Annotated in this window: 18 protein-coding genes; 10 read left to right on the forward strand and 8 right to left on the reverse strand. The window is 33.0% G+C overall.

Annotated features, from left to right (window positions below; all coding sequences use genetic code 11):
• Positions 1–55: 55 nt before the first annotated feature.
• The 6 genes from BC961_RS01600 to BC961_RS01625 all read left to right on the forward strand — a co-directional run bounded on the left by BC961_RS01600 (position 56) and on the right by BC961_RS01625 (position 6,189).
• Positions 56–886, forward strand: coding sequence for an ATP cone domain-containing protein (locus BC961_RS01600; RefSeq protein WP_121924104.1), 831 nt, complete (start codon positions 56–58; stop codon positions 884–886).
• 40 nt (positions 887–926) lie between these two features.
• Positions 927–2,282, forward strand: coding sequence for an MBL fold metallo-hydrolase RNA specificity domain-containing protein (locus BC961_RS01605; RefSeq protein ID WP_211331299.1), 1,356 nt, complete (start codon positions 927–929; stop codon positions 2,280–2,282).
• A 53-nt stretch (positions 2,283–2,335) separates the two neighbouring features.
• Positions 2,336–2,737 (forward strand): HYC_CC_PP family protein, encoded by a 402-nt coding sequence (locus BC961_RS01610; RefSeq protein WP_121924106.1) that lies wholly within the window; start codon positions 2,336–2,338, stop codon positions 2,735–2,737.
• Between the two features lie 74 nt (positions 2,738–2,811).
• Entirely contained in the window at positions 2,812–4,821 is a 2,010-nt protein-coding gene (locus BC961_RS01615; RefSeq protein ID WP_121924107.1) for a TonB-dependent receptor plug domain-containing protein, read from the forward strand.
• 43 nt (positions 4,822–4,864) lie between these two features.
• Positions 4,865–5,206 (forward strand): heavy-metal-associated domain-containing protein, encoded by a 342-nt coding sequence (locus tag BC961_RS01620; RefSeq protein WP_121924108.1) that lies wholly within the window; start codon positions 4,865–4,867, stop codon positions 5,204–5,206.
• A gap of 293 nt (positions 5,207–5,499) precedes the next feature.
• A complete protein-coding gene (locus BC961_RS01625) occupies positions 5,500–6,189 on the forward strand; it encodes a DedA family protein (RefSeq protein WP_121924109.1) in 690 nt (229 codons plus the stop codon).
• 996 nt (positions 6,190–7,185) lie between these two features.
• On the opposite strand, the gene groL is transcribed toward BC961_RS01625, so the two are convergent.
• The 8 genes from groL to miaB all read right to left on the reverse strand — a co-directional run bounded on the left by groL (position 7,186) and on the right by miaB (position 14,537).
• Positions 7,186–8,814: a chaperonin GroEL gene (gene groL / locus BC961_RS01635; protein WP_121924502.1), complete on the reverse strand. Its 1,629-nt coding sequence runs from the start codon at positions 8,812–8,814 to the stop codon at positions 7,186–7,188.
• A gap of 126 nt (positions 8,815–8,940) precedes the next feature.
• The gene (locus BC961_RS01640) at positions 8,941–9,216 is read right to left on the reverse strand and encodes a co-chaperone GroES (protein ID WP_007137725.1); all 276 of its coding nucleotides are present in this window, start codon (positions 9,214–9,216) and stop codon (positions 8,941–8,943) included.
• 138 nt (positions 9,217–9,354) lie between these two features.
• A complete protein-coding gene (gene secG / locus BC961_RS01645) occupies positions 9,355–9,684 on the reverse strand; it encodes a preprotein translocase subunit SecG (protein ID WP_121924111.1) in 330 nt (109 codons plus the stop codon).
• Between the two features lie 3 nt (positions 9,685–9,687).
• Entirely contained in the window at positions 9,688–10,539 is an 852-nt protein-coding gene (locus BC961_RS01650) for a tetratricopeptide repeat protein (RefSeq protein WP_121924112.1), read from the reverse strand.
• A gap of 113 nt (positions 10,540–10,652) precedes the next feature.
• Positions 10,653–11,156 carry an LptE family protein gene (locus tag BC961_RS01655; protein ID WP_121924113.1) on the reverse strand — a complete coding sequence of 168 codons (504 nt, stop codon included), beginning with the start codon at positions 11,154–11,156 and terminating at the stop codon, positions 10,653–10,655.
• A gap of 114 nt (positions 11,157–11,270) precedes the next feature.
• Complete coding sequence (locus BC961_RS01660) at positions 11,271–12,527, reverse strand: sigma-54 interaction domain-containing protein (RefSeq protein ID WP_121924114.1); 1,257 nt, start codon at positions 12,525–12,527, stop codon at positions 11,271–11,273.
• 42 nt (positions 12,528–12,569) lie between these two features.
• Positions 12,570–12,944 carry a GxxExxY protein gene (locus tag BC961_RS01665; RefSeq protein ID WP_121924115.1) on the reverse strand — a complete coding sequence of 125 codons (375 nt, stop codon included), beginning with the start codon at positions 12,942–12,944 and terminating at the stop codon, positions 12,570–12,572.
• A gap of 138 nt (positions 12,945–13,082) precedes the next feature.
• Complete coding sequence (gene miaB / locus BC961_RS01670; protein ID WP_121924116.1) at positions 13,083–14,537, reverse strand: tRNA (N6-isopentenyl adenosine(37)-C2)-methylthiotransferase MiaB; 1,455 nt, start codon at positions 14,535–14,537, stop codon at positions 13,083–13,085.
• Between the two features lie 548 nt (positions 14,538–15,085).
• Here miaB and topA point away from each other — a divergent pair.
• The 4 genes from topA to porL all read left to right on the forward strand — a co-directional run bounded on the left by topA (position 15,086) and on the right by porL (position 21,056).
• The gene (topA, locus tag BC961_RS01675) at positions 15,086–17,617 is read left to right on the forward strand and encodes a type I DNA topoisomerase (RefSeq protein ID WP_121924117.1); all 2,532 of its coding nucleotides are present in this window, start codon (positions 15,086–15,088) and stop codon (positions 17,615–17,617) included.
• Between the two features lie 73 nt (positions 17,618–17,690).
• On the forward strand, positions 17,691–18,842 hold the full coding sequence (locus BC961_RS01680; protein ID WP_121924118.1) for a formimidoylglutamase: 1,152 nt from the start codon (positions 17,691–17,693) through the stop codon (positions 18,840–18,842).
• A gap of 127 nt (positions 18,843–18,969) precedes the next feature.
• Positions 18,970–20,370: a T9SS ring complex lipoprotein PorK/GldK gene (gene porK, locus BC961_RS01685; RefSeq protein ID WP_121924119.1), complete on the forward strand. Its 1,401-nt coding sequence runs from the start codon at positions 18,970–18,972 to the stop codon at positions 20,368–20,370.
• A gap of 38 nt (positions 20,371–20,408) precedes the next feature.
• Complete coding sequence (porL, locus tag BC961_RS01690) at positions 20,409–21,056, forward strand: type IX secretion system motor protein PorL/GldL (RefSeq protein ID WP_121924120.1); 648 nt, start codon at positions 20,409–20,411, stop codon at positions 21,054–21,056.
• Positions 21,057–21,080 lie beyond the last annotated feature (24 nt).

Here is a 21,080-nt window from a genome sequence, read left to right on the forward strand (position 1 = left end):
TTTTAAATTGTATCTTTATTCCGAATAATTTGCTTATTATCAAATTTATAAAAGTATGAAGATAGTTAAACATTCAGGCCTCATTGTCGAGTTCAATCCATCAAAACTTAAAAAATCGCTATTAAAATCTGGCGCAAATTCAAAAGTAGTGGACGGTATCATGAAACAAATTGAAGGCGAGATTTATGAAGGAATTTCTACAAAGCAAATTTATAAAATGGCTTTTGCCTTGCTTAAAAAAACAGCTAATTCGCATGCAGCACGTTACAATCTTAGAGAAGCAATACGATTATTAGGTCCGGCCGGTTTTTTTTTCGAAAAGTATACAGCGCGACTTTTTGCCTCTGAAAATTATAAAACTTTGACTAACATGACTTTGTTTGGTAAATGTGTTTCGCATGAAATAGATGTCGTTGTTAAAAAAAGCGACATCATTTCTATGGTAGAATGTAAATTCCATATGGGAAGGGAAGCTGCTTCTGATGTAAAAGTTCCTATGTACATCTTATCTCGATTTAACGACTTGAAAGATAGACATCACTCGATTTTTACAGAAAGAGATATGATTTCAAAATGCTGGATTGTTACTAATAATCGATTTACTAAAGATGCTATAGATTTTGGTAAATGTTCAGGATTGAATTTATTAAGTTGGGACTATCCTCCTAATGATAATTTAAAAACTAAGAACGATTCTAATGCTCTTTATCCTATCACGTGCTTGACTACATTGACGCTCGCTGAAAAAGATAAGCTTCTTGTGTTAGACATTATTTTAGTGCGAGAAATAGTTGCTAATTCTCAATATTTGGATAAAATAGGTTTAAGCCCTAACCGAATTAAAAACGTTTTACGTGAAGCTTCAGAGTTATGTCGATACATTTAAAAAAAAGTAAATACTAATTTGTTTTAATAAAGTCAATACTATGAAAGTTACATTTATAGGTGGTGCAGGAACTGTAACCGGTTCAAAAACGTTAATAGAAAGTAAAGGAGTTCGTATTTTAATCGATTGTGGACTATTTCAAGGAATAAAACCATTGCGAGAAATGAATTGGGATCCGTTACCTATTTTACCATCTACAATAGATTTTGTCTTATTAACACATGGTCACTTAGATCATTGTGGCTGGCTGCCAAGGTTAGTCCATCAAGGTTTTAAGGGGAAAATTTATTGTACCAGTCCTACTAAAGATATAACCAAACTTATTCTTCTTGACAGTGCTAAAATTCAAGAGGAAGAGGCTGAGAAAGCTAATAAAGGAAAGTATTCTAAACACGAAATTGCTGAAGCTCTATATACCGTAGACCAAGCAGAGAAAGTATTTCCTCTTTTTAAAGTAGCGAAATTGAATGAGCCAATTCCTTTAGACGCAGAAATTGAAGCAACATTTACTACTGCAGGACATATTCTAGGTGCATGTACGATTGCTGTAACGCTCGAAAATAAAACACTAGTTTTTTCAGGAGATGTAGGTCGAGATGATGACGTTCTTATGTTTGCGCCAACTAAGCCAAAAAAAGCCGATTATGTTTTTCTCGAAAGTACGTATGGTAATAGACTTCACCCATATTCAGATACTAAATTAGAATTAGAAAAGTATATTAATAACGCAATCGATGAAGGTGGAACTGTTATTATTCCAAGTTTTGCAGTAGAGCGTGCGCAAACAATTATGTTTTTACTTTGGCAACTAAAACAAGAAAATAGAATTCCTAATGTTCCTTACATTATAGATACTCCTATGGGAATTAGTGCCTTAGAAATTTTTAGAGATAATCCAACTTGGCATAAATTATCTCCTGTCGAATGTGATAAAGTGAGTAAAATGTTTTTATTAGTTTCTGATTACAAGGAAACAAATGAAATAATTTTAGACAACCGACCAAAGGTTGTTATTGCTGCGAGCGGTATGATTACTGGAGGTAGAGTTTTAAGCTACTTAACTCATTACATCGTAATTCCAGAAACAACTATAATTATGGTTGGTTACCAAGCAGAAGGAACTCGTGGAAGAAAGTTACTAGATGGAGCAGAGGAAATCAAAATTTACGGTCAGTATTATCCTGTAAAAGCTAATATTGTAGAAATTGGAGGATTATCAGCACATGGAGATCAAAAGGATTTACTGAATTGGTTATCTGAATTAGAAAATAAGCCAACTAAAGTTTTTCTTGTTCATGGCGAAAATCAACCTGCAGATGAATTGCGTATAAAAATTCAAGAAAAATACGGTTATGTTTGTAAAATACCTTTAATAGGCCAGGAATTTGAATTGTAATTTTTAACAATGATTTTAGATTTGGAATTCACATAAATGATTAATTTTGCAAAATGACGTTTAAAAATTGCACTAGTTTATTTTTAGCTTTCTTACTATTGGTTTCCAATGTAGGACTAGCTTTTAATGTGCATTATTGTGGTGGAGAAATTGAATCTATTTCGGTAAAAACCGCCATTCTTCATAAAGCTAAAAAATCGTGCTGTGTAGAGAAAGCTATTGAAGACGAAAGTTGCTGCAAGGACAAAGTAGTAAATTTTCAAAAAAAGTCTGATAATACCATTCTAAAAGTCTTTTCATTTGACGCTCCTTTTACTATTCTATTCAAGGAATCACAGCTTGTTGGTTTTGCTTTTGTAGAAGATAGTAAAATTGCTAAAGTTACCCCTTACTTCTTTGAGGCTAATGCACCACCACTTTTTAAGTTGTATAGCCAATATATTTTTTACGCCTGATTTTAATGTTTTTAAAAGCTAAATCACCTATTGTGGTTTACATCTACTTTTTATAAACATTAAATAATTTTAAAATGAATAAAATAGCAATGCTTTTCATTGCGATTTTTGTGTCTATTCCTGCGTTCTCTCAAGAAAACTTGAAAGAGGTAAAAATCACAAAAAAGCGAAAAGGAATTCAAAAATCATTTACCGTAACAGGCAATACTACAATTATAACAAGTAAGGAATTGCTGAAAGCAGCTTGTTGTAACCTAGCTGAAAGCTTCGAAACAAATCCGTCTATTGATGTCAACTTCACAGATGCTTTGACGGGAACTAAACAAATCAAAATGCTTGGACTTACAAGTCCTTATTTGATGATAACGGAAGAAAATGTTCCCGCAGTTCGTGGAGCATCTCAGGCCTATGGATTGTCATTTACGCCCGGAACGTGGGTGGAAAGTATCCAAATAACAAAAGGTGCTGGAAGTGTGGTTAATGGTTATGAAAGTATTTCTGGCCAAATCAATACTGAATTAATTAAACCGATCAATGACATTCCTTTTTTCTTGAATGCTTACGGTTCTACTGATTCTCGTTTTGAATTAAATACTCATTTCAATACTAAAATTTCTGACAAATGGAGTAGTAGCTTATTCCTTCATGGGAATACCAGAGTTGCAAAAACAGACATGAACGATGATGGATTTTTAGATAATCCTCTAGCGAAACAAGTTAACGTTCTTAATAGATATCAATATTACGATGAGGAGAAAGGATTGGTAAGCTTTATCAATTTCAAGTATATGAATGATAAAAAACAAACCGGACAATTAGATTTCGATAAGAACAGAGATAGAGGGACAACTAATTTCTGGGGTTCTGAAATTAATACGGAACGATTTGATATTTCAACAAAGGTTGGTTATGTTTTTAAGGATCTGCCGTATCAAAGCATTGGATTTCAGAATGCATTTAATATTCATGATCAAAACTCTTACTTTGGATTAAATCAATACAATATAAAGCAAAGTAGTTATTATTCGAATTTACTTTTCAATTCGATAATTAGCAACACAATGAACAAATTTGCTACGGGTTTGAATTTCACGTATGACAAATACCAAGAATTTGTAAATGTAAATGACTACAGTAGAACAGATAATTCTTTTGGAGCTTTTTTCGAATACACCTATGATAATGATGATGATTTTAGTTTAATTCTAGGAGGGAGAATTGATAATCACAATCGTTTAGGAACATTTGTAACCCCAAGACTTCATGCGCGTTATAATCCTTGGGAGAAAGCCGTTTTACGATTTTCAGCCGGAAGAGGAAAACGTTCTGCTAATATTTTTGCTGAAAACCAACCTTTATTTGCAAGCTCTAGAGTATTTGAAATTTTAGATTCGAATGGAAAAATTTACGGGTTGAATCCTGAAATTGCGTGGAACTATGGACTGAGTTTTGCTCAAAAATTCTCACTCTTTGGAAAAAATGCAGATGTTGGTTTTGATTTTTATAGAACAGATTTTCAAAATCAAGCTGTAGTCGATTTAATGCAAAGTCCACAGCGAGCTATATTTTACAATTTGAAAGGAAAATCAATTGCTAATACGATGCAGCTTGAATTTAATTATGAATTAGCAAAACACTTTAATTTGCGTTCTGCTTATAAATTCTATGATGTGACAACTGATTATCTTTCTGGCAATTTCCAAAATCCATTGCAGGCAAAACATCGATTTTTTGGTAATTTAGAATATGAAACGCATATTGGCGATAAAGGAAAACAGTGGAAATTTGATTACACTTTCAATTGGATTGGTCAACAGCAATTGCCTAACACAATGTCAAACCCGATAAATGATCGTCTTCCAGAATTTTCGCCTTCATTTTCGTTGATGAATGCTCAAATTACTAGAACATTTTCGTCAACTTTCGAAATGTATGTTGGTGGAGAAAATATTGGAAACTACAGACAAAAAAAGTCAATTCTAGGTAGTGACAATCCTTTTGGCAACACTTTTGATGCATCAATAGTTTACGCTCCTGTTTTTGGACAAATGTACTATGCAGGATTGCGATTTAAAATAAAGTAAGAAGAAAAGTTCAATTATAAACAAGTAATAAAAGTAAATAAAGATGAAAAATTTAATAGTAGTATTGTTAGTGCTCTTAGCTGGATTTTCAGCTCAAGCACAAGAAAAGAAGAATAAAAATGCTAAATACGTTACCGAGGTAAATGGTAATTGCGAAGATTGCCAAAAACGAATTCAAAAAGCTGCTTATACAGTTCCTGGCGTAAAATCAGCATCATGGAATATTGAAACGCACGAGCTGAGTTTGATAATTAACGAACAAAAAACGACGGCTCTAGCTGTTAAAAAAGCAATTGCAAATATTGGTCATGATACTGATGAAGTTAAGGCATCCAATGAGGTTTATGAAAACCTGCATGAGTGCTGTAAGTACCTAAGAGATTAATTTTAAATCATAAAATAGTAGTAGAACCTACTTACATTTCCATTTGGTTATGAAGTAGGTTTAACTACTATTTTTCTTTGATTTTTTTTAAAAGTTAAGGAGAATTTAAAATTTATCGATTAGCACTCTTTAAATATATTTAAAAGTTCGATTGTTTAATATTTGTCTAGACAAGTATGAGTATTCTTAACTTTATAGCGTTAATTAAATTTTAAAATAGAGTATTAAATTGTTGATGAGGTAAATAATTCTTACTTTCACACGCGAATAAATTTTGCTTAAAAAACCTTAGAATGAACGATTTTGATTGGAAGAATTTAATAGACCCACTTTTTTATATTCATTTTGATGTTAATGGAATTAAATTGGGCATTTATATAGTTTTATTTATTGTATTTGCTGAAACTGGTCTTTTTGCAGGTTTCTTTCTGCCAGGAGATAGTTTGTTATTCTTAGCTGGAATTTACAGTCGTGAATTAATTGAGAATATTTTAATAATTGAAAATGATTTTCTTAATGTATTACTTCTTGCTACACTTGTAGCTTTATCTGGTATTTTAGGAAACATTGTTGGTTATTGGTTTGGTTCAAAAAGTGGTTACTATTTATACAACAAGGAAGATAGTTTTTGGTTTAAGAAAAAATACTTGGTTCAATCAAAAGATTTCTTTGAAAAATATGGTGGTAAAGCGATAATTTTCGCTCGTTTTCTTCCAATATTTAGAACTTTTGCACCTATAGTTGCAGGGATTGTTTCTATGGATAAAAACAAATTTATGTTTTACAATATATTAAGTTCTTTTATCTGGTCATTCACTTTAATTTTTGCTGGACATTATTTGTATGGCTTTTTACTTGAGAACTACGAGATTGATTTAAAAAAGCATATTGAGTTAATTGTTTTGATCTTAGTTGCCATAACAATTTTACCAGTGATTTATAAGTTTAGTAAAAAATCTAAAACGCAAGATCTAGAAAATTAAAAATTATAAAATATTGAAAAACCGTCTTAAATTTATTGAGGCGGTTTTTTTTTGTGGCTTATTTTTAATTTTCAAAGGGTGATAAAAATAACGTTTTTTTTACTTTAAGTCAGGTTAATGTTAAACGGTATAAAAGAGCTATATCTTATTATAAATGTGGCTTTTTATTATTAATCTGCTTTGATTTGTGGTCACGAATTGAAAATTCACGGAAATATGCAAGGAGATATTTCTTGTAAATCCGCGCCATAGTTAATTTTTTATTTAGCTTCTAAATATGATAAGTGATGATAATCTAAACAGACCTATCATCAAAAGTAAGTGACCAATATTTTTTCACGACCATAAAATCGCTAAATAACCGCGAAGGTATTTTAGAAAATCTAATTATTAATCCTATAGTAATCAATAGAATGGAAAAATAGAACTGACTATGTTAATACCAAATTTATATTTATTTAAAAATTAAACGAAACGCCTCTAAAAAAGTTCCTATTGCAAAAATCGCTACAATAATCGTCACACAATAAAGAGAAATTCTGTTTCCCCATATTTTCCATTTTGTATAGTCTGTATCTCCATATTTTTCTTTAAATATTTCCACATTATGAGAACTTAATATGTGAAATAAATATATAAATCCTACAAATAAAAAACCTTTAAATAATAAGAACATTATATATTTCATAATTTAGATACTTGTTAATGAGTACATTGGATAGAAAAGACTTTTGATAACATGATTATTTATATTAACCCGATCGCTCAGATATTTTCACAGTGTGGCTGATGGCAAAGAATTACCCTGGTACCTTTGGAATGTGCCCGCTCCAATTATCAACCTAAACAAATTTAATATAATTAATTTTAGTTGATACTCTAGTCTAACAACATTTCTTAGAGGACTAAAAAAATAATTTATCGTTGAAGAAAATGCATAAAAAAACCGTTCTAATATAATATTAGAACGGTTTTGTATGAAAATCAAAAATGATATTACATCATTCCTGGCATACCTCCACCCATTGGGTTTCCGCCACCATTATCTTCTTTGATGTCAATTAATGCACATTCTGTAGTCAAGATCATTCCCGCAACCGAAGCAGCGTTTTCTAAAGCTACACGAGTAACTTTTTTAGGATCAATAATTCCTGCTAAAAGCATATCTACATATTCATCAGTTTTAGCATTGTATCCAAAATCTCCAGTTCCTTCAGCTACTTTTGCAACCACAACTGAACCTTCAAGACCTGCATTTTCAACAATAGTTCGCAATGGAGACTCTACTGCGCGAGATACAATTTGTATTCCTGTAGCTTCGTCAGCATTATCAGGAGTAATGCTGCTAAGTGCGTTTTTAGCTCTTAAAAGTGCAACACCACCACCAGCAACAATTCCTTCTTCAACTGCAGCACGAGTTGCGTGAAGTGCATCATCAACTCTGTCTTTTTTCTCTTTCATTTCTACTTCAGAAGCAGCACCTACATAAAGAACAGCAACTCCACCAGCTAATTTAGCTAAACGTTCTTGCAATTTTTCTTTGTCATAATCAGAAGTTGTAGCTTCCATTTGACCTTTAATTTGGTTTACACGATTTTTGATCATGTCAGCCTCACCAGCACCGCTTACAATTGTAGTATTGTCTTTATCGATAGTTACTTTTTTAGCAGTACCTAACATTTCGATAGTTGTGTTTTCTAGAGTGTATCCTCTTTCTTCAGAAATTACAGTTCCACCAGTTAAGATCGCGATATCTTCTAACATTGCTTTTCTTCTGTCTCCAAAACCAGGTGCTTTTACAGCAGCGATTTTCAAAGCTCCACGTAATTTATTTACTACCAATGTAGATAATGCTTCACCATCAACATCTTCAGCAATAATTAATAATGGTTTTCCAGATTGAGCAACTGGCTCAAGAACTGGTAACAATTCTTTTAATGAAGATACTTTTTTGTCATATAATAGGATATACGGACTTTCAAGTTCTACTTCCATTTTTTCTGAATTAGTAACAAAGTAAGGAGAAAGATATCCTCTGTCAAATTGCATACCTTCAACAACATCAACGTAAGTGTCAGTTCCTTTAGCTTCTTCTACTGTAATTACACCTTCTTTTCCAACTTTCGCGAAAGCAGTAGCGATTAATTCACCAATTACTTCGTCATTATTAGCAGAAATAGAAGCGATTTGTTTGATTTTTTCAGAATCGCTTCCTACTACTTTAGCTTGTTTAGCTAAGTCAGAAACAATAGCCTCAACAGCTTTGTCAATTCCGCGTTTCAAATCCATTGGATTTGCTCCAGCAGCAACGTTTTTTAAACCTTCTTTTACAATTGCTTGCGCTAAAACTGTAGCAGTTGTAGTTCCATCTCCAGCTAAATCATTAGTTTTTGAAGCTACTTCTTTAACCATTTGAGCACCCATGTTTTCCAATGGATCTTTCAATTCGATTTCTTTTGCAACAGTAACACCATCTTTAGTAACATTCGGTCCACCAAAAGATTTTCCAATAATTACATTACGACCTTTTGGTCCAAGAGTTACTTTTACTGCATTTGCTAATGCGTCAACACCACGTTTTAATCCGTCACGTGCTTCAATATCAAATTTTATATCTTTTGCCATTTTAGTATTGCTTTTTTTTTCTACCATAGCTTTCTCCAAATGACGGAGGATACTCGAGGTATATATGTGTTAGTAATGTTTTATTTATTCCAATCTCATCCCCTTCGGGGAGGTAGGGAGGGGATTTTAGATTATAGCAAGAATATCATCCTCACGCATAATCAAATAATCTTTTCCTTCTAATTTCAATTCAGTTCCAGCGTATTTTCCGTAAAGCACAGAATCTCCAATTTTTACTGTCATTGTATGTTCTTTTGTACCATTTCCAACTGCAACAACAGTTCCTTTTTGTGGTTTCTCTTTAGCTGTATCTGGAATAAAAATCCCTGACGCAGTTTTTGTTTCAGCCGCAACCGGTTCGATAAGAACTCTGTCTGAAAGTGGTTTGATGTTTAAAGCCATGATTTTATGATTTATTTTATTGTTTTATAACTGTTAATGAGGTTTCAGAAATTGTGCCACCCTGCTAAAACTGACACAATTACTTAAAAAAAATGCCAGCTTTGACAAGCTGGCATTTTAAAATTTTGAATTATATTTTTATTTTGCTGCGTTTGGTACAGCAGGAGTATTTTGTACAGGAGCTACTGGTGCAGTAGAAGTTGTATTGTCAATAATTTTAGAATCATTATCACTTAACGATCCAGTAAAACTTAAAGCTGAAAAAAGGATTAGAGCAATTAAAATCGTTGCTAATGTCCAAGTACTTTTATCTAAAAAGTCAGTTGTTTTTTGTACCCCGCCCATCATTTGAGAACCACCTAATGTAGAAGATAATCCGCCACCTTTAGGGTTTTGAACCATTATAACTACGATTAATAGAAAACAAACTATAGTTATTAAAACTAAAAAAATTGAAAATGTGCTCATTGTTTAATTATTGTTATGTTGTAAAATCTTAATATCCGTTATGCGGTCTGCAAAGAAACTACTTTTTTCTGGATATTTCAAAATTAATATTTCATATGCTTGAATCGCTTTTTGATATTTTTTTTGTTCCAAATAAACGCGCGCTAATGTCTCTGTCATAAGATATGAATTGTCCTCAGCATTTAAGTCAAAATTAACTGTAGAAGGAACTCCGTGCTTTACTGGCGAAATTTTAGGGCTGGTTTCAATAAATTTATCAATCAGTTCTGATTTCTTTCTTTTGTCAGCATCTATAATAGGAGCAGGTGGAGTAAATTGTGTTTCCTTTTCTCTTTCTATAGGTTGTGCGCGCGACAATTGCAACCACTCTTGGAATGAATGTTGTTCATTTTTCGAAAAATCTAATGGTTGTCCTATTTCGAGTTTCTCTTCTACTGCTTTAGAACTTTCATCTGTATTAGATGGTGAGGCTTCTTTTATAGAAGTTAATATTGACTGTTCAAGTTTATTGATTTTTAAATCTACTTTTTGTTCTGGAATTACTATTTCGCTATCTATAACTATGATATCCATTATCTCTAGCACTTTTCTTTCATACAAACTTTTGTCGATAGAAGTAAAGGTGTCCGATGTGATGAAATCAAATAGAATAGATCGATCAGTAGTGTGAGCCGCTGTTGCCTTTAGAGCAGAATTATATTTGAAGCTACTTTGACTGTATAATCCTTTTAATTGAATAGCTCTTGCACTTTGAAAATATGGAAATTCATCCAATACCTTTTGTAAAGCATCAGTTTGCTTCTCATGAATTACGTCCGGTTTATTAATTAAATATATATAATCAGTAACATTCATTTTTTGAGTATTCAAAGTTCGATAATCTGTAATCAATATTGTACTTCAGAGAGTCCTTTAAACTATCTAATTCCTTAAAAATGAAAGGAAGCAATTGCTAACTGAAGAATAATTTACCATTTAGCTAATGATTCATTAAAAATATCTTGAGTAATTCTTTCAAAGATATCTTTTAAAGCCGAGTTTAAAGTTGCTCCTGCTAATTGCTGTTCCCCTGGATAATCATAATAGAAAGAGAATGATTTTTCAAAATCGTCTGTTTCTTTATTCTTATTGATGAAACGTACATTAATTCTTATAGTGAGTCGGTTTTGAGCAGCTCGTTGATCTGCTGTAGCTGTCATCGGGCTTATTCGGTAATCGACTATTTCTCCTTCATAAGATAAATCAGCGCCATTTTTAACTAAGTTTAGATTTGTTTGATTTTGTATTAAATCTTGAAGTTCTAGCGTGAATCGTCTATCAATTCCGGGTTCAATTAATTCCGCATTATTTTGGAAAAAACCAACTTGGAAAGTTTTTGCATCAATTTTACCTGTTCCGGTAAAGTTATAAACGGAGCAACTATTTGTCGCTAACGCAATAAAGATTAAGATTAATAAATGTATTTTTTTCATAAAGTTTGGTAAAATCTTTCATTTTAAAACTATTAGTTCTACTTATCGATTTAATTTTAAGCAGTCTAAAATTGTACTTATTTCCAAAAGTAATCTTTTTTAATATTTCTAGTTTTATAAATCGAATTGCTTAATTTTTCTATATAAAGTTCGTTCAGAAATTCCAAGCTCATCAGCAGCGGCCTTTCTTTTTCCTTTGTTTTTTTCTAATGATTTTTTAATCATCTCAATTTCTTTTTGTTCCAGTCGTAGAGTTTCTTCTTCCTCTATCGTCTCTGCAAAAAGGTAATTGTCATCATTCTCCTGATACAAATCATCATTATGCTGAGTAGTAATTAAAGCTCCTCTTGGTTCTTCTTCGAAGTCAATTTCACTATCATTTTCTTTAGAGCCATATATTTTTTTGATCAAATTCTGATTTGTTTCCTGAACTTTAGAACTTCCGTTTTGAATCAATTCCAATGTTAATTTTTTCAAATCATTCAAATCACTTTTCATATCAAAAAGTACTTTGTACAAAATCTCTCTTTCAGTACTAAAATCGCTTTCGCTCTTTTTATCTTTTATAACAGAAGGTAAATTACTTCCTTGCTCTGGTAAATAAGATTGCAATGTAGCAGCAGATATATCTCTATTGGTTTCTAATACCGAAATTTGCTCGGCTACATTTCGCAATTGACGAATATTACCTCCCCATCTAAATTTTTGCAAAAGCGGAACTGCGCTCTCGTCTAATTTTAATGGCGGCATTTTATATTTGTGTGCAAAGTCGGCTACAAATTTTCTAAACAATAAATGTATATCATCTTTTCGTTCCCTTAAAGGAGGTAATACAATGTCGACTGTGCTTAAACGATAATATAAATCCTCACGAAATTTCCCTTTTTCGATAGCATCAAACAAATTTACATTTGTCGCAGCAACGATTCGCACATTCGTTTTTTGAACTTGTGACGAACCCACTTTTATGAATTCACCATTTTCAAGAACACGAAGCAAACGCACTTGAGTTGTAAGCGGCAATTCACCGACTTCATCTAAAAAAATCGTTCCTCCATCAGCCACTTCAAAATAGCCTTCACGTGTATTAGTTGCACCTGTAAAAGCTCCTTTTTCATGTCCAAAAAGTTCACTATCAATAGTTCCTTCAGGGATGGCACCGCAGTTTACTGCAATGTACTTGCCATGCTTTCTATGCGAAAGAGAATGGATAATTCTAGGAATATTTTCTTTTCCCACACCACTTTCTCCTGCAACCAATACCGTAATATCAGTAGGAGCAACCTGAATGGCTTTTTCTATCACACGATTAAGCTTTGGGTCATTCCCAATAATCTCAAATCGTTGTTTTATGTTTTGAACTGTTTCCATAAATTTTAGCCACGAATTATTATGAATCGCACTGATTTTGTTTTACAAAATGTATCTTTTATATTGTAATGATTTTGTTTGAAAATTTATTAATAAGCCAAGTTCAGATTTAGATAACTTCATGTAATTTAAAACTTGAGCAATGTGTTCATTTGAAAATTCTTTAACTGATTTGATTTCAATAATTAAATCTTGATTAATTAAAAAATCTGCATAGAACTTGTGTTTCAGAATATTACCTTTATATTCGATTAAGAATTCTTTTTCCCTCTCAAAAGGGATTTTATTTTCTTTCAACTCTAGCTCTAAAGCGTCTTTATAAATTACTTCGAGTAGACCAGGACCGAGATTTCGATGGACTTCCATGCAGATTCCAATAATTCTATATGTTTCTTCTTCTCTATCGCGACTTTCCATAAATCGAATTATTTCACAATGGTCATTAACTTTACTTCTTTAATTTTTTTGCCACAGATTAAAAGAATTAGAAATCATTTCTTCCTAAATTTAAATTAATAATCTATGTAAATCTTTTTAATCTGTGGCGAATTTTTTCTAAATACCGTAATTCATTTCACCTAATCCAACTGCCTCTCCCTTTAAAGTTCCGCTAGTACAACTTGTAATTTTTACATTAATAAAGTCACCAATTTTATAATTCTCCTTCGGGAAAACTACCGTAATACTTTGCGAATTCCTTCCAGAAAACTCTTCGGTTGACTTTTTTGATACTTTCTCAACCAATACTTCAACCGTTTGTCCTATAAATTCTTCAGAACGGAACCAAGCGTGTTTTTGTTGTAGATCCACAATTTCTTGTAATCTACGTGCTTTCGTTTCTTCGGGCACATCGTCCTCCATTTTTCTTCCTGCCAATGTTCCAGGACGTTCCGAATACGAATACATATAACCAAAATTATATTTCACGTATTCCATCAAACTCAAAGTGTCTTGGTGATCTTGCTCCGTTTCTGTTGGAAAACCAGAAATCATATCTTGTGAAATGGAACAACTAGGAATAATGCTTCTTATTTTATCAATCAAAGTCATATATTCTTCGCGAGTGTGTAAACGATTCATTTCCTTCAAAATTCGGTTGCTTCCGGATTGAACTGGTAAGTGAATGTGTTTACAGATATTAGGATGCTTTGCGATAACATGCAAAATACTTTCGTGCATATCTTGTGGATTCGAAGTTGAAAATCGGATTCTCATTTTAGGAAAACCCACAGCAACCATTTCAAGCAATTGATCAAAATCTACTGCTGTAGCTTTTTGCATTTCAGATGCGTTTACAAAGTCCTTTTTCAATCCGCCGCCAAACCATAAATAACTATCTACGTTTTGACCTAAAAGCGTAATTTCCTTAAATCCTTTATCCCACAAATCTTGAATTTCTTTCATTATACTTTGCGGTTCGCGGCTGCGTTCACGACCACGAGTAAAAGGCACCACGCAAAATGTACACATATTATCACAACCACGTGTGATGGAAACCAAAGCTGTGATTCCGTTGCTCATCAATCGAACAGGAGAAATATCGCCGTACGTTTCGTCTTTTGACAAGATCACGTTTATTGCGTCTCTTCCTTCTTCAACTTCACTCAATAAGTTTGGTAAATCTTTGTAGGCATCAGGACCTACAACAAGATCTACTATTTTTTCTTCATCTAAGAACTTTTCTTTCAAACGCTCAGCCATGCACCCTAGAACTCCAACTTTCATTTTTGGGTTAATACGTTTTACAGCATTGTATTTTTCAAGTCTTTTACGAATAGTTTGCTCTGCTTTATCTCTTATGGAGCAGGTGTTTACTAACACTAAATCAGCTTCCTCAAGTTTTTGCGTAGTATTATAACCATTACTCGATAATATGGAAGCTACAATCTCACTGTCCGAAAAATTCATCGCACAGCCGTAACTTTCTATAAACAGTTTTTTAGTATTCTCAGGTTTATGTTCTAAGACAAGACTTTCGCCTTGTTTGCTTTCTTCAATAATCTTTTCCATCCGCTAATTTAAAGTGCAAATATAAGCGAATTCAAATAAATATGACAAGATGTCAGACTAAGAATTAACAAAACTTAAGGGAATTGATTCGGTGCCGCTGTAAAGGATCTATAATCATAAAATGCTAATCAAAAATGTAAAATTATTTGTTGCTATTTTAAGCTTTATGTTTCAATCTTGACCTTTTGCGGCTCACTAAAGATATAGGTTTCCAAAGTTGCAGATATAACTTCTTTGATTTGCTTTTCTAAAACAGCAAATTTTCACTTTTTTAGTTCTGGACTTTTCACTTCAAATGAAGTTCACTGAACTCTTATAAAAATAAAACGTAGTGAAGTAATCTGGGCTATAAAAGTTGTATCGGTATAGAATTAGAATTTCATAAGTATTTTTCGTAAACCTATAATTATAGGTTTAACTATTTCAAAAAAAACTTTGAATTTAATACATCTCAAACCATCAATTCAACGCTTATTTTGACTTTTAAAATTTTAAAAACTCAAAATTTAAAAAAATCATATACTTTTGCGGACACAAACAAACGGGATATGGCAAAGAATTTAGTAATAGTAGAGTCACCAGCAAAGGCAAAAACAATCGAGAAATTTTTAGGAAGTGATTTTCAAGTGGAGTCCAGTTATGGACATATTGCCGACTTGCCTTCAAAGGAAATTGGGGTGGATGTGGAAAATGGTTTCAAACCTAAATACGAAGTTTCTGCTGATAAAAAGGCTTTGGTTACTAAATTAAAAGGACTAGCTAAAAAAGCCGATATGGTTTGGCTAGCAAGTGATGAGGATCGCGAGGGTGAAGCTATTTCTTGGCATTTAGCCGAAGAACTAAAATTAGATAAATCAAAAACAAAACGAATTGTATTTCACGAAATTACAAAAAACGCTATTCTTAAAGCGATTGATAATCCACGTGAAATAGATTATAACTTAGTAAACGCACAGCAAGCACGAAGAGTACTTGACAGATTAGTTGGTTACGAATTGTCTCCAGTTTTATGGAGAAAAATTAAAGGCGGACTTTCTGCAGGACGTGTGCAATCCGTTTCTGTTCGCTTGATTGTAGAGCGCGAAAGAGAAATTCAGAATTTTAATGCTGTAGCAACTTATTCTGTTGTTGCTGAATTTACTAATGAAGCTGGAAAGTCATTTAAAGCAAAATTGCCAAAGAATTTTAGCACAAAAAAAGAGGCTGAAGATTTTTTAAGTAAAAATATTGGCTCTACATATAAGGTATCGGATCTAGAAACGAAACCTACTAAGAAATCTCCAACAGGACCTTTTACAACTTCGACTTTGCAACAAGAAGCAGCTCGTAAATTGTATCTTCCGGTTGGAATTACGATGCAATTAGCACAACGTTTATACGAAGCCGGACTTATTACGTATATGAGAACGGATAGTGTAAATCTTTCTAAAGATGCAATGGAAGCTGCTCAAGCTGAAATTATTAAATCTTATGGTAAGGAATTTTCTAAGCCAAGAACTTTTGTTAATAAAAGTAAAGGTGCTCAGGAAGCGCACGAGGCAATTCGTCCTACGGATATGTCACGTCATACTGTAAATATCGATAGAGATCAAGCACGTTTGTACGACTTGATTTGGAAAAGAACATTGGCTTCGCAAATGAGTGACGCACAATTAGAACGTACAAACGTCAAAATTGAAGCAAATAATCATGGCGAAATATTCTCAGCTTCTGGTGAGGTTTTACTTTTTGAAGGTTTCTTAAAGGTATATCTTGAAGGAAACGATGATGACGATGAAGAGCAAGAAGGAATGTTGCCAGCGATGAAAGTTAATGAAAAGTTGCAAAATAATTATATTACGGCTACCGAGCGTTATTCTCGTGCAGCAGCAAGATATACTGAAGCTTCTTTAGTGAAGAAGTTAGAGGAATTAGGTATTGGTCGTCCTTCTACTTATGCGCCAACAATTTCTACGATTATCAATAGAAATTATGTCGAGAAAGGAAATCTTGACGGTCAAGAACGTAATTACACCCAACTTACTTTGCAATCAGGAAAAGTAGGAGAGAAGTTGTTGAAAGAAAATACAGGTTCTGATAAAGGAAAATTAGTTCCTACAGATATTGGAACAATCGTTACTGATTTCTTGGTAAAGAATTTCGGAAATATATTAGATTACAATTTCACTGCTAAGGTCGAACAAGATTTTGATGAAATTGCTGAAGGAAATGTAGACTGGGCAGTGATGATGAAAGAGTTTTATGATCAGTTTCATCCAAATGTAAAAGATGTTGAAGCAAATGCTGAAAGAGAAAGTGGCGAAAGAATTCTTGGAACTGATCCAAAAACAGGTAAGCCTGTTTCAGTACGTTTAGGGAAGTTTGGACCTATGGCTCAAATTGGAGCAGCAGATGACGAAGAGAAAAAATTCGCTAGTTTGATGAACGACCAAAATATTGGAAACATCACTCTAGAAGAAACTTTAAATTTATTTCTGTTACCAAAGAATCTTGGAAACTATAAAGACGAAGAAGTTGAGGTTAGTAATGGTCGTTACGGTCCTTACATTCGTCATGGAGCAGCTTTTGTTTCTTTGCCTAAAGGGGAAAATCCTTTAGATGTAGATTTTGATCGAGCAAAAGAGTTAATTGATGAAAAAGCACTTGCTGACGCACCAATTGCTATCTATAAAGGAGAAGGAGTTCAAAAGGGCGTGGGTCGTTTTGGCGCGTTTATCAAATGGGACGGTTTGTTTATAAATGTAAGTAAAAAGTACGATTTTGATAATTTATCGCAGTCAGATATCGAAGCGCTGATCGAAGATAAATTGCAGAAAAATATTGACAAGGTTTTACACAACTGGGAAGAAGAAGGAATTTTAGTTGAAAAAGCACGTTGGGGACGCTCTGTAATTACTAAAGGTAAGATCAAAATTGAACTTAGCAAAGAAGTTGACGCTGCAAAATTAACACTTGAAGAAGTTCAAGAAATGATTGCTAAGAAAACACCTGCTAAAAAAGTGGCTGCTAAAAAAGCGCCAGCAAAGAAAGCAGTTGCCAAGAAGCCAGCAGCAAAGAAGGCTGTTGCAAAGAAGAAATAGTTAATCATCGCTCAAAACATCTTGTCATATTAAGCTAGTCCAAGGTTTGGTGACTGGATAAAAAAATAATTAAATGGAATTTGATTTTCTACAACCTATTGACGACGAAATCCTAGAATATATCAGTGGATTGACTTCTCAGCAATTAGGAAGCAAAATTGTTCTACACACCGATGAACAATTTCCTGATTTAAACAAAATTAAGATTGCAATTGTGGGTGTTTTCGATAATAGAGGAGATAAAAACGCAATCTCGGATATCGATTTAATTCCTATTCGAAAAGAATTGTACGGTCTGTTTCCTGGAAACTGGGACGCGTCTATCGCTGATTTAGGAGATATTTTAGCTGGTGATTCTATCCAAGATACTTATTTTGCAGTTAAAAAAGTTATTGCAAGTTTAATCAAGAAAAAAATTATTCCAATCGTAATTGGCGGTTCTCAAGATCTAACTTATGCTATTTATAGAGGTTATGATGAATTAGAACAGATGGTAAACTTAGTTTCTATTGATAATAAATTTGATTTTGGTAAAGAAAATGAAGATGTTTCTGCAACTTCTTATTTGACGCAAATAATTATTGACGAACCTAACAATCTTTTTAACTACTGTAACATCGGTTATCAAACCTATTTTAATTCGCAAGAAGAAATAGATTTAATTGAGAAGTTATATTTTGATGCTTATAGATTAGGCGAAGTTTCAAATAATATTTCCATTTCAGAGCCTGTTTTTAGGGACGCAGATGTCGTTAGCATTGATTTAAACTCCATTAAATCCTCTGATTCTGGTAATTTTGTTTCATTTCAACCTAATGGATTTAACGGTAAAGAAATATGTTCTTTAGCTCGTTATGCTGGAATTAGTGATAAAGTTTCCTCTTTTGGAATATTCAATCATAATAATTTAGCACAAGAATCAGTCATTATTGCACAGATAATTTGGTACTTTATTGAAGGATATCATTACCGCTCCAATGAATATCCTTTTGGAAGTAAAGAGAATTATTTGAAATACATTGTACCTCTAGAAGAGGAGGAACTTGTTTTTTATAAAAGCGACAAAACGGATCGCTGGTGGATAGAAATTCCATTTATTTCAAATGTTAATAATAAACTAAAAAGAAATACGTTATTACCATGTTCTTACGATGAGTATTTATTGGCGTGCAATCAAGAATTACCTGAAAGATGGTGGAAAGCACAAAGAAAAAACATCGTTTAGAGCAGTTTTTTGCTTATTTATTACTCTTTTATAAAAAATATTTTGTTTACTTCAAAAAAATTGTTTTTTTAAAAAAAAATAAATAGGTTTACAGCCTTAAAAATAATGAATAGATAACCAAATTTACATGAAGAAGTTCATAGCTTTTGCGACAATTTTAACCCTTATAATTGGCTGTGGTAAATCAAGCGATAAAGGAGAATTAGTTGGTATTAATGGAGGAAAATGGCATCCTGAGAAGCCATACGGAATGGCATTAATTCCAGGTGGTGCTTTTATAATGGGTAAATCAGATGCTGATTTAGCTAACGTAGAAGATGCTCCAACTAAAACTGTTACTGTTCGTGCATTTTACATGGATGAGACAGAAATCACTAATAGTGAGTACCGTAAATTTGTGGAATGGGTTAAAGATTCAACGATAAGAGTTCGTTTAGCGATTCTTGCTGACATGAATGGAATGACACCGGGTACAGGAAAAGGTAAAAATGCAGCCGGTATTGGTGATTTTGCTTTTGATGATTCTGATCCTACTAAAATGACTCCGTACGACAAATACATGTATGACAACTACTATAGTATTGGAACCGCAGATGATGAATACGCTGGTAGAAGGTTGAACAAAAAGATAAAATTAATCAAGGATACTAAGTTATATCCTGATGAATATTATACGGAAGTGATGGATTCTATGTATATTCCTATTGAAGAATCATACAATGGTTTGCGTACAATTGACGTAAATAAATTGAAGTTTAGATATTCTTGGATGGATATTCAAGCTGCTGCTAAAGCAAAAGTAGGAAAGAGAAAAGATTTTATTAAAACAGAAGAAGTGAAGATTTATCCTGATACAACAGTTTGGATTAAAGATTTCTCTTACTCTTATAATGAGCCAATGCACAACGATTATTTCTGGCACCAAGCATATGGTGATTATCCAGTTGTAGGTGTAAAATGGACTCAAGCAAAAGCTTTTTGTTCATGGAGAACCTTGTACAAAAACTCATATATCAAATCAAAGAAAAAAGGACGTGATTTAGTAAATAGCTTCAGACTTCCTACAGAAGCAGAATGGGAATATGCAGCTAGAGGCGGATTAGAGTCTGCGACTTATCCATGGGGTGGTCCTTATACTAAAAATGATAGAGGTTGCTTTCTTGCCAACTTCAAACCAAACAGAGGAGATTACGCAGCTGATGAGGCTTTATACACTGTAGAAGCTAAATCGTATGACCCTAATGGATACAATTTGTATAATATGGCAGGAAATGTTTCGGAGTGGACGGATTCTTCTTATGATTCAAATGCTTACGAATATGTTTCTTCAATGAATCCAAATGTTCAGGATGCTTCCAATAAGAGAAAAGTTCTTCGCGGTGGATCGTGGAAAGATGTTGCTTATTTCCTACAAGTAAGCACTAGGGATTATGAGTATGCAGATTCAGCAAGAAGTTATGTTGGTTTTAGAACAGTTCAGGATTATATGGGAGTTCAAACTACTGGAAACGGAAAAAAGAAGAAATAACAAACCAAATCTATTAAAATAAAAAAACACAAACTATTATGGCATTATTAAGCAAAAAAGCGATGAATTTCGCGTACGGTATGGGAGCGGCAGTTGTTATTATTGGAGCTTTATTCAAAATTACCCATATTGAATTTGGAGTCTTAACAGGAAACTTAATGCTTACGATAGGATTGGTTGTTGAAGCGGCAATTTTTGCTCTTTCTGCTTTCGAACCTGTTGATAAAGATTTGGATTGGACTTTAGTGTATCCTGAATTAGCAAATGGTCAAGCTAGACCAGCGGCTAAAAAAGTTGAAGCGGTTGCTGAAACTCAAGGAATGTTGTCTCAAAAATTAGACGCAATGTTAAAAGATGCTAAAATAGACGGTGAATTGATGGCTAGTTTAGGAAATAGTATTAAAAACTTTGAATCAGCTGCTAAAGGAATTGCTCCAACTGTTGACTCAATTGCTTCTACAAAAAAATACAGTGAAGAATTGACTTTGGCTGCAGCCCAAATGGAATCTTTAAATAGCTTGTACAAAATACAATTACAAAGCGCTTCAAGAAATGCTCAAATCAATGAAGAAGTTGCTGAAAATAATTTAAAATTAAAAGACCAAATGCAGTCTTTAACTTCTAACTTATCGTCTTTAAACAACGTGTATGGTGGAATGCTTTCTGCAATGAATAACAAAGGATAATTAGTTTCAAACTATAATTAAACA

The organism is Flavobacterium weaverense (assembly GCF_003688495.1).
Classification (GTDB): Bacteria; Bacteroidota; Bacteroidia; order Flavobacteriales; family Flavobacteriaceae; genus Flavobacterium; species Flavobacterium weaverense.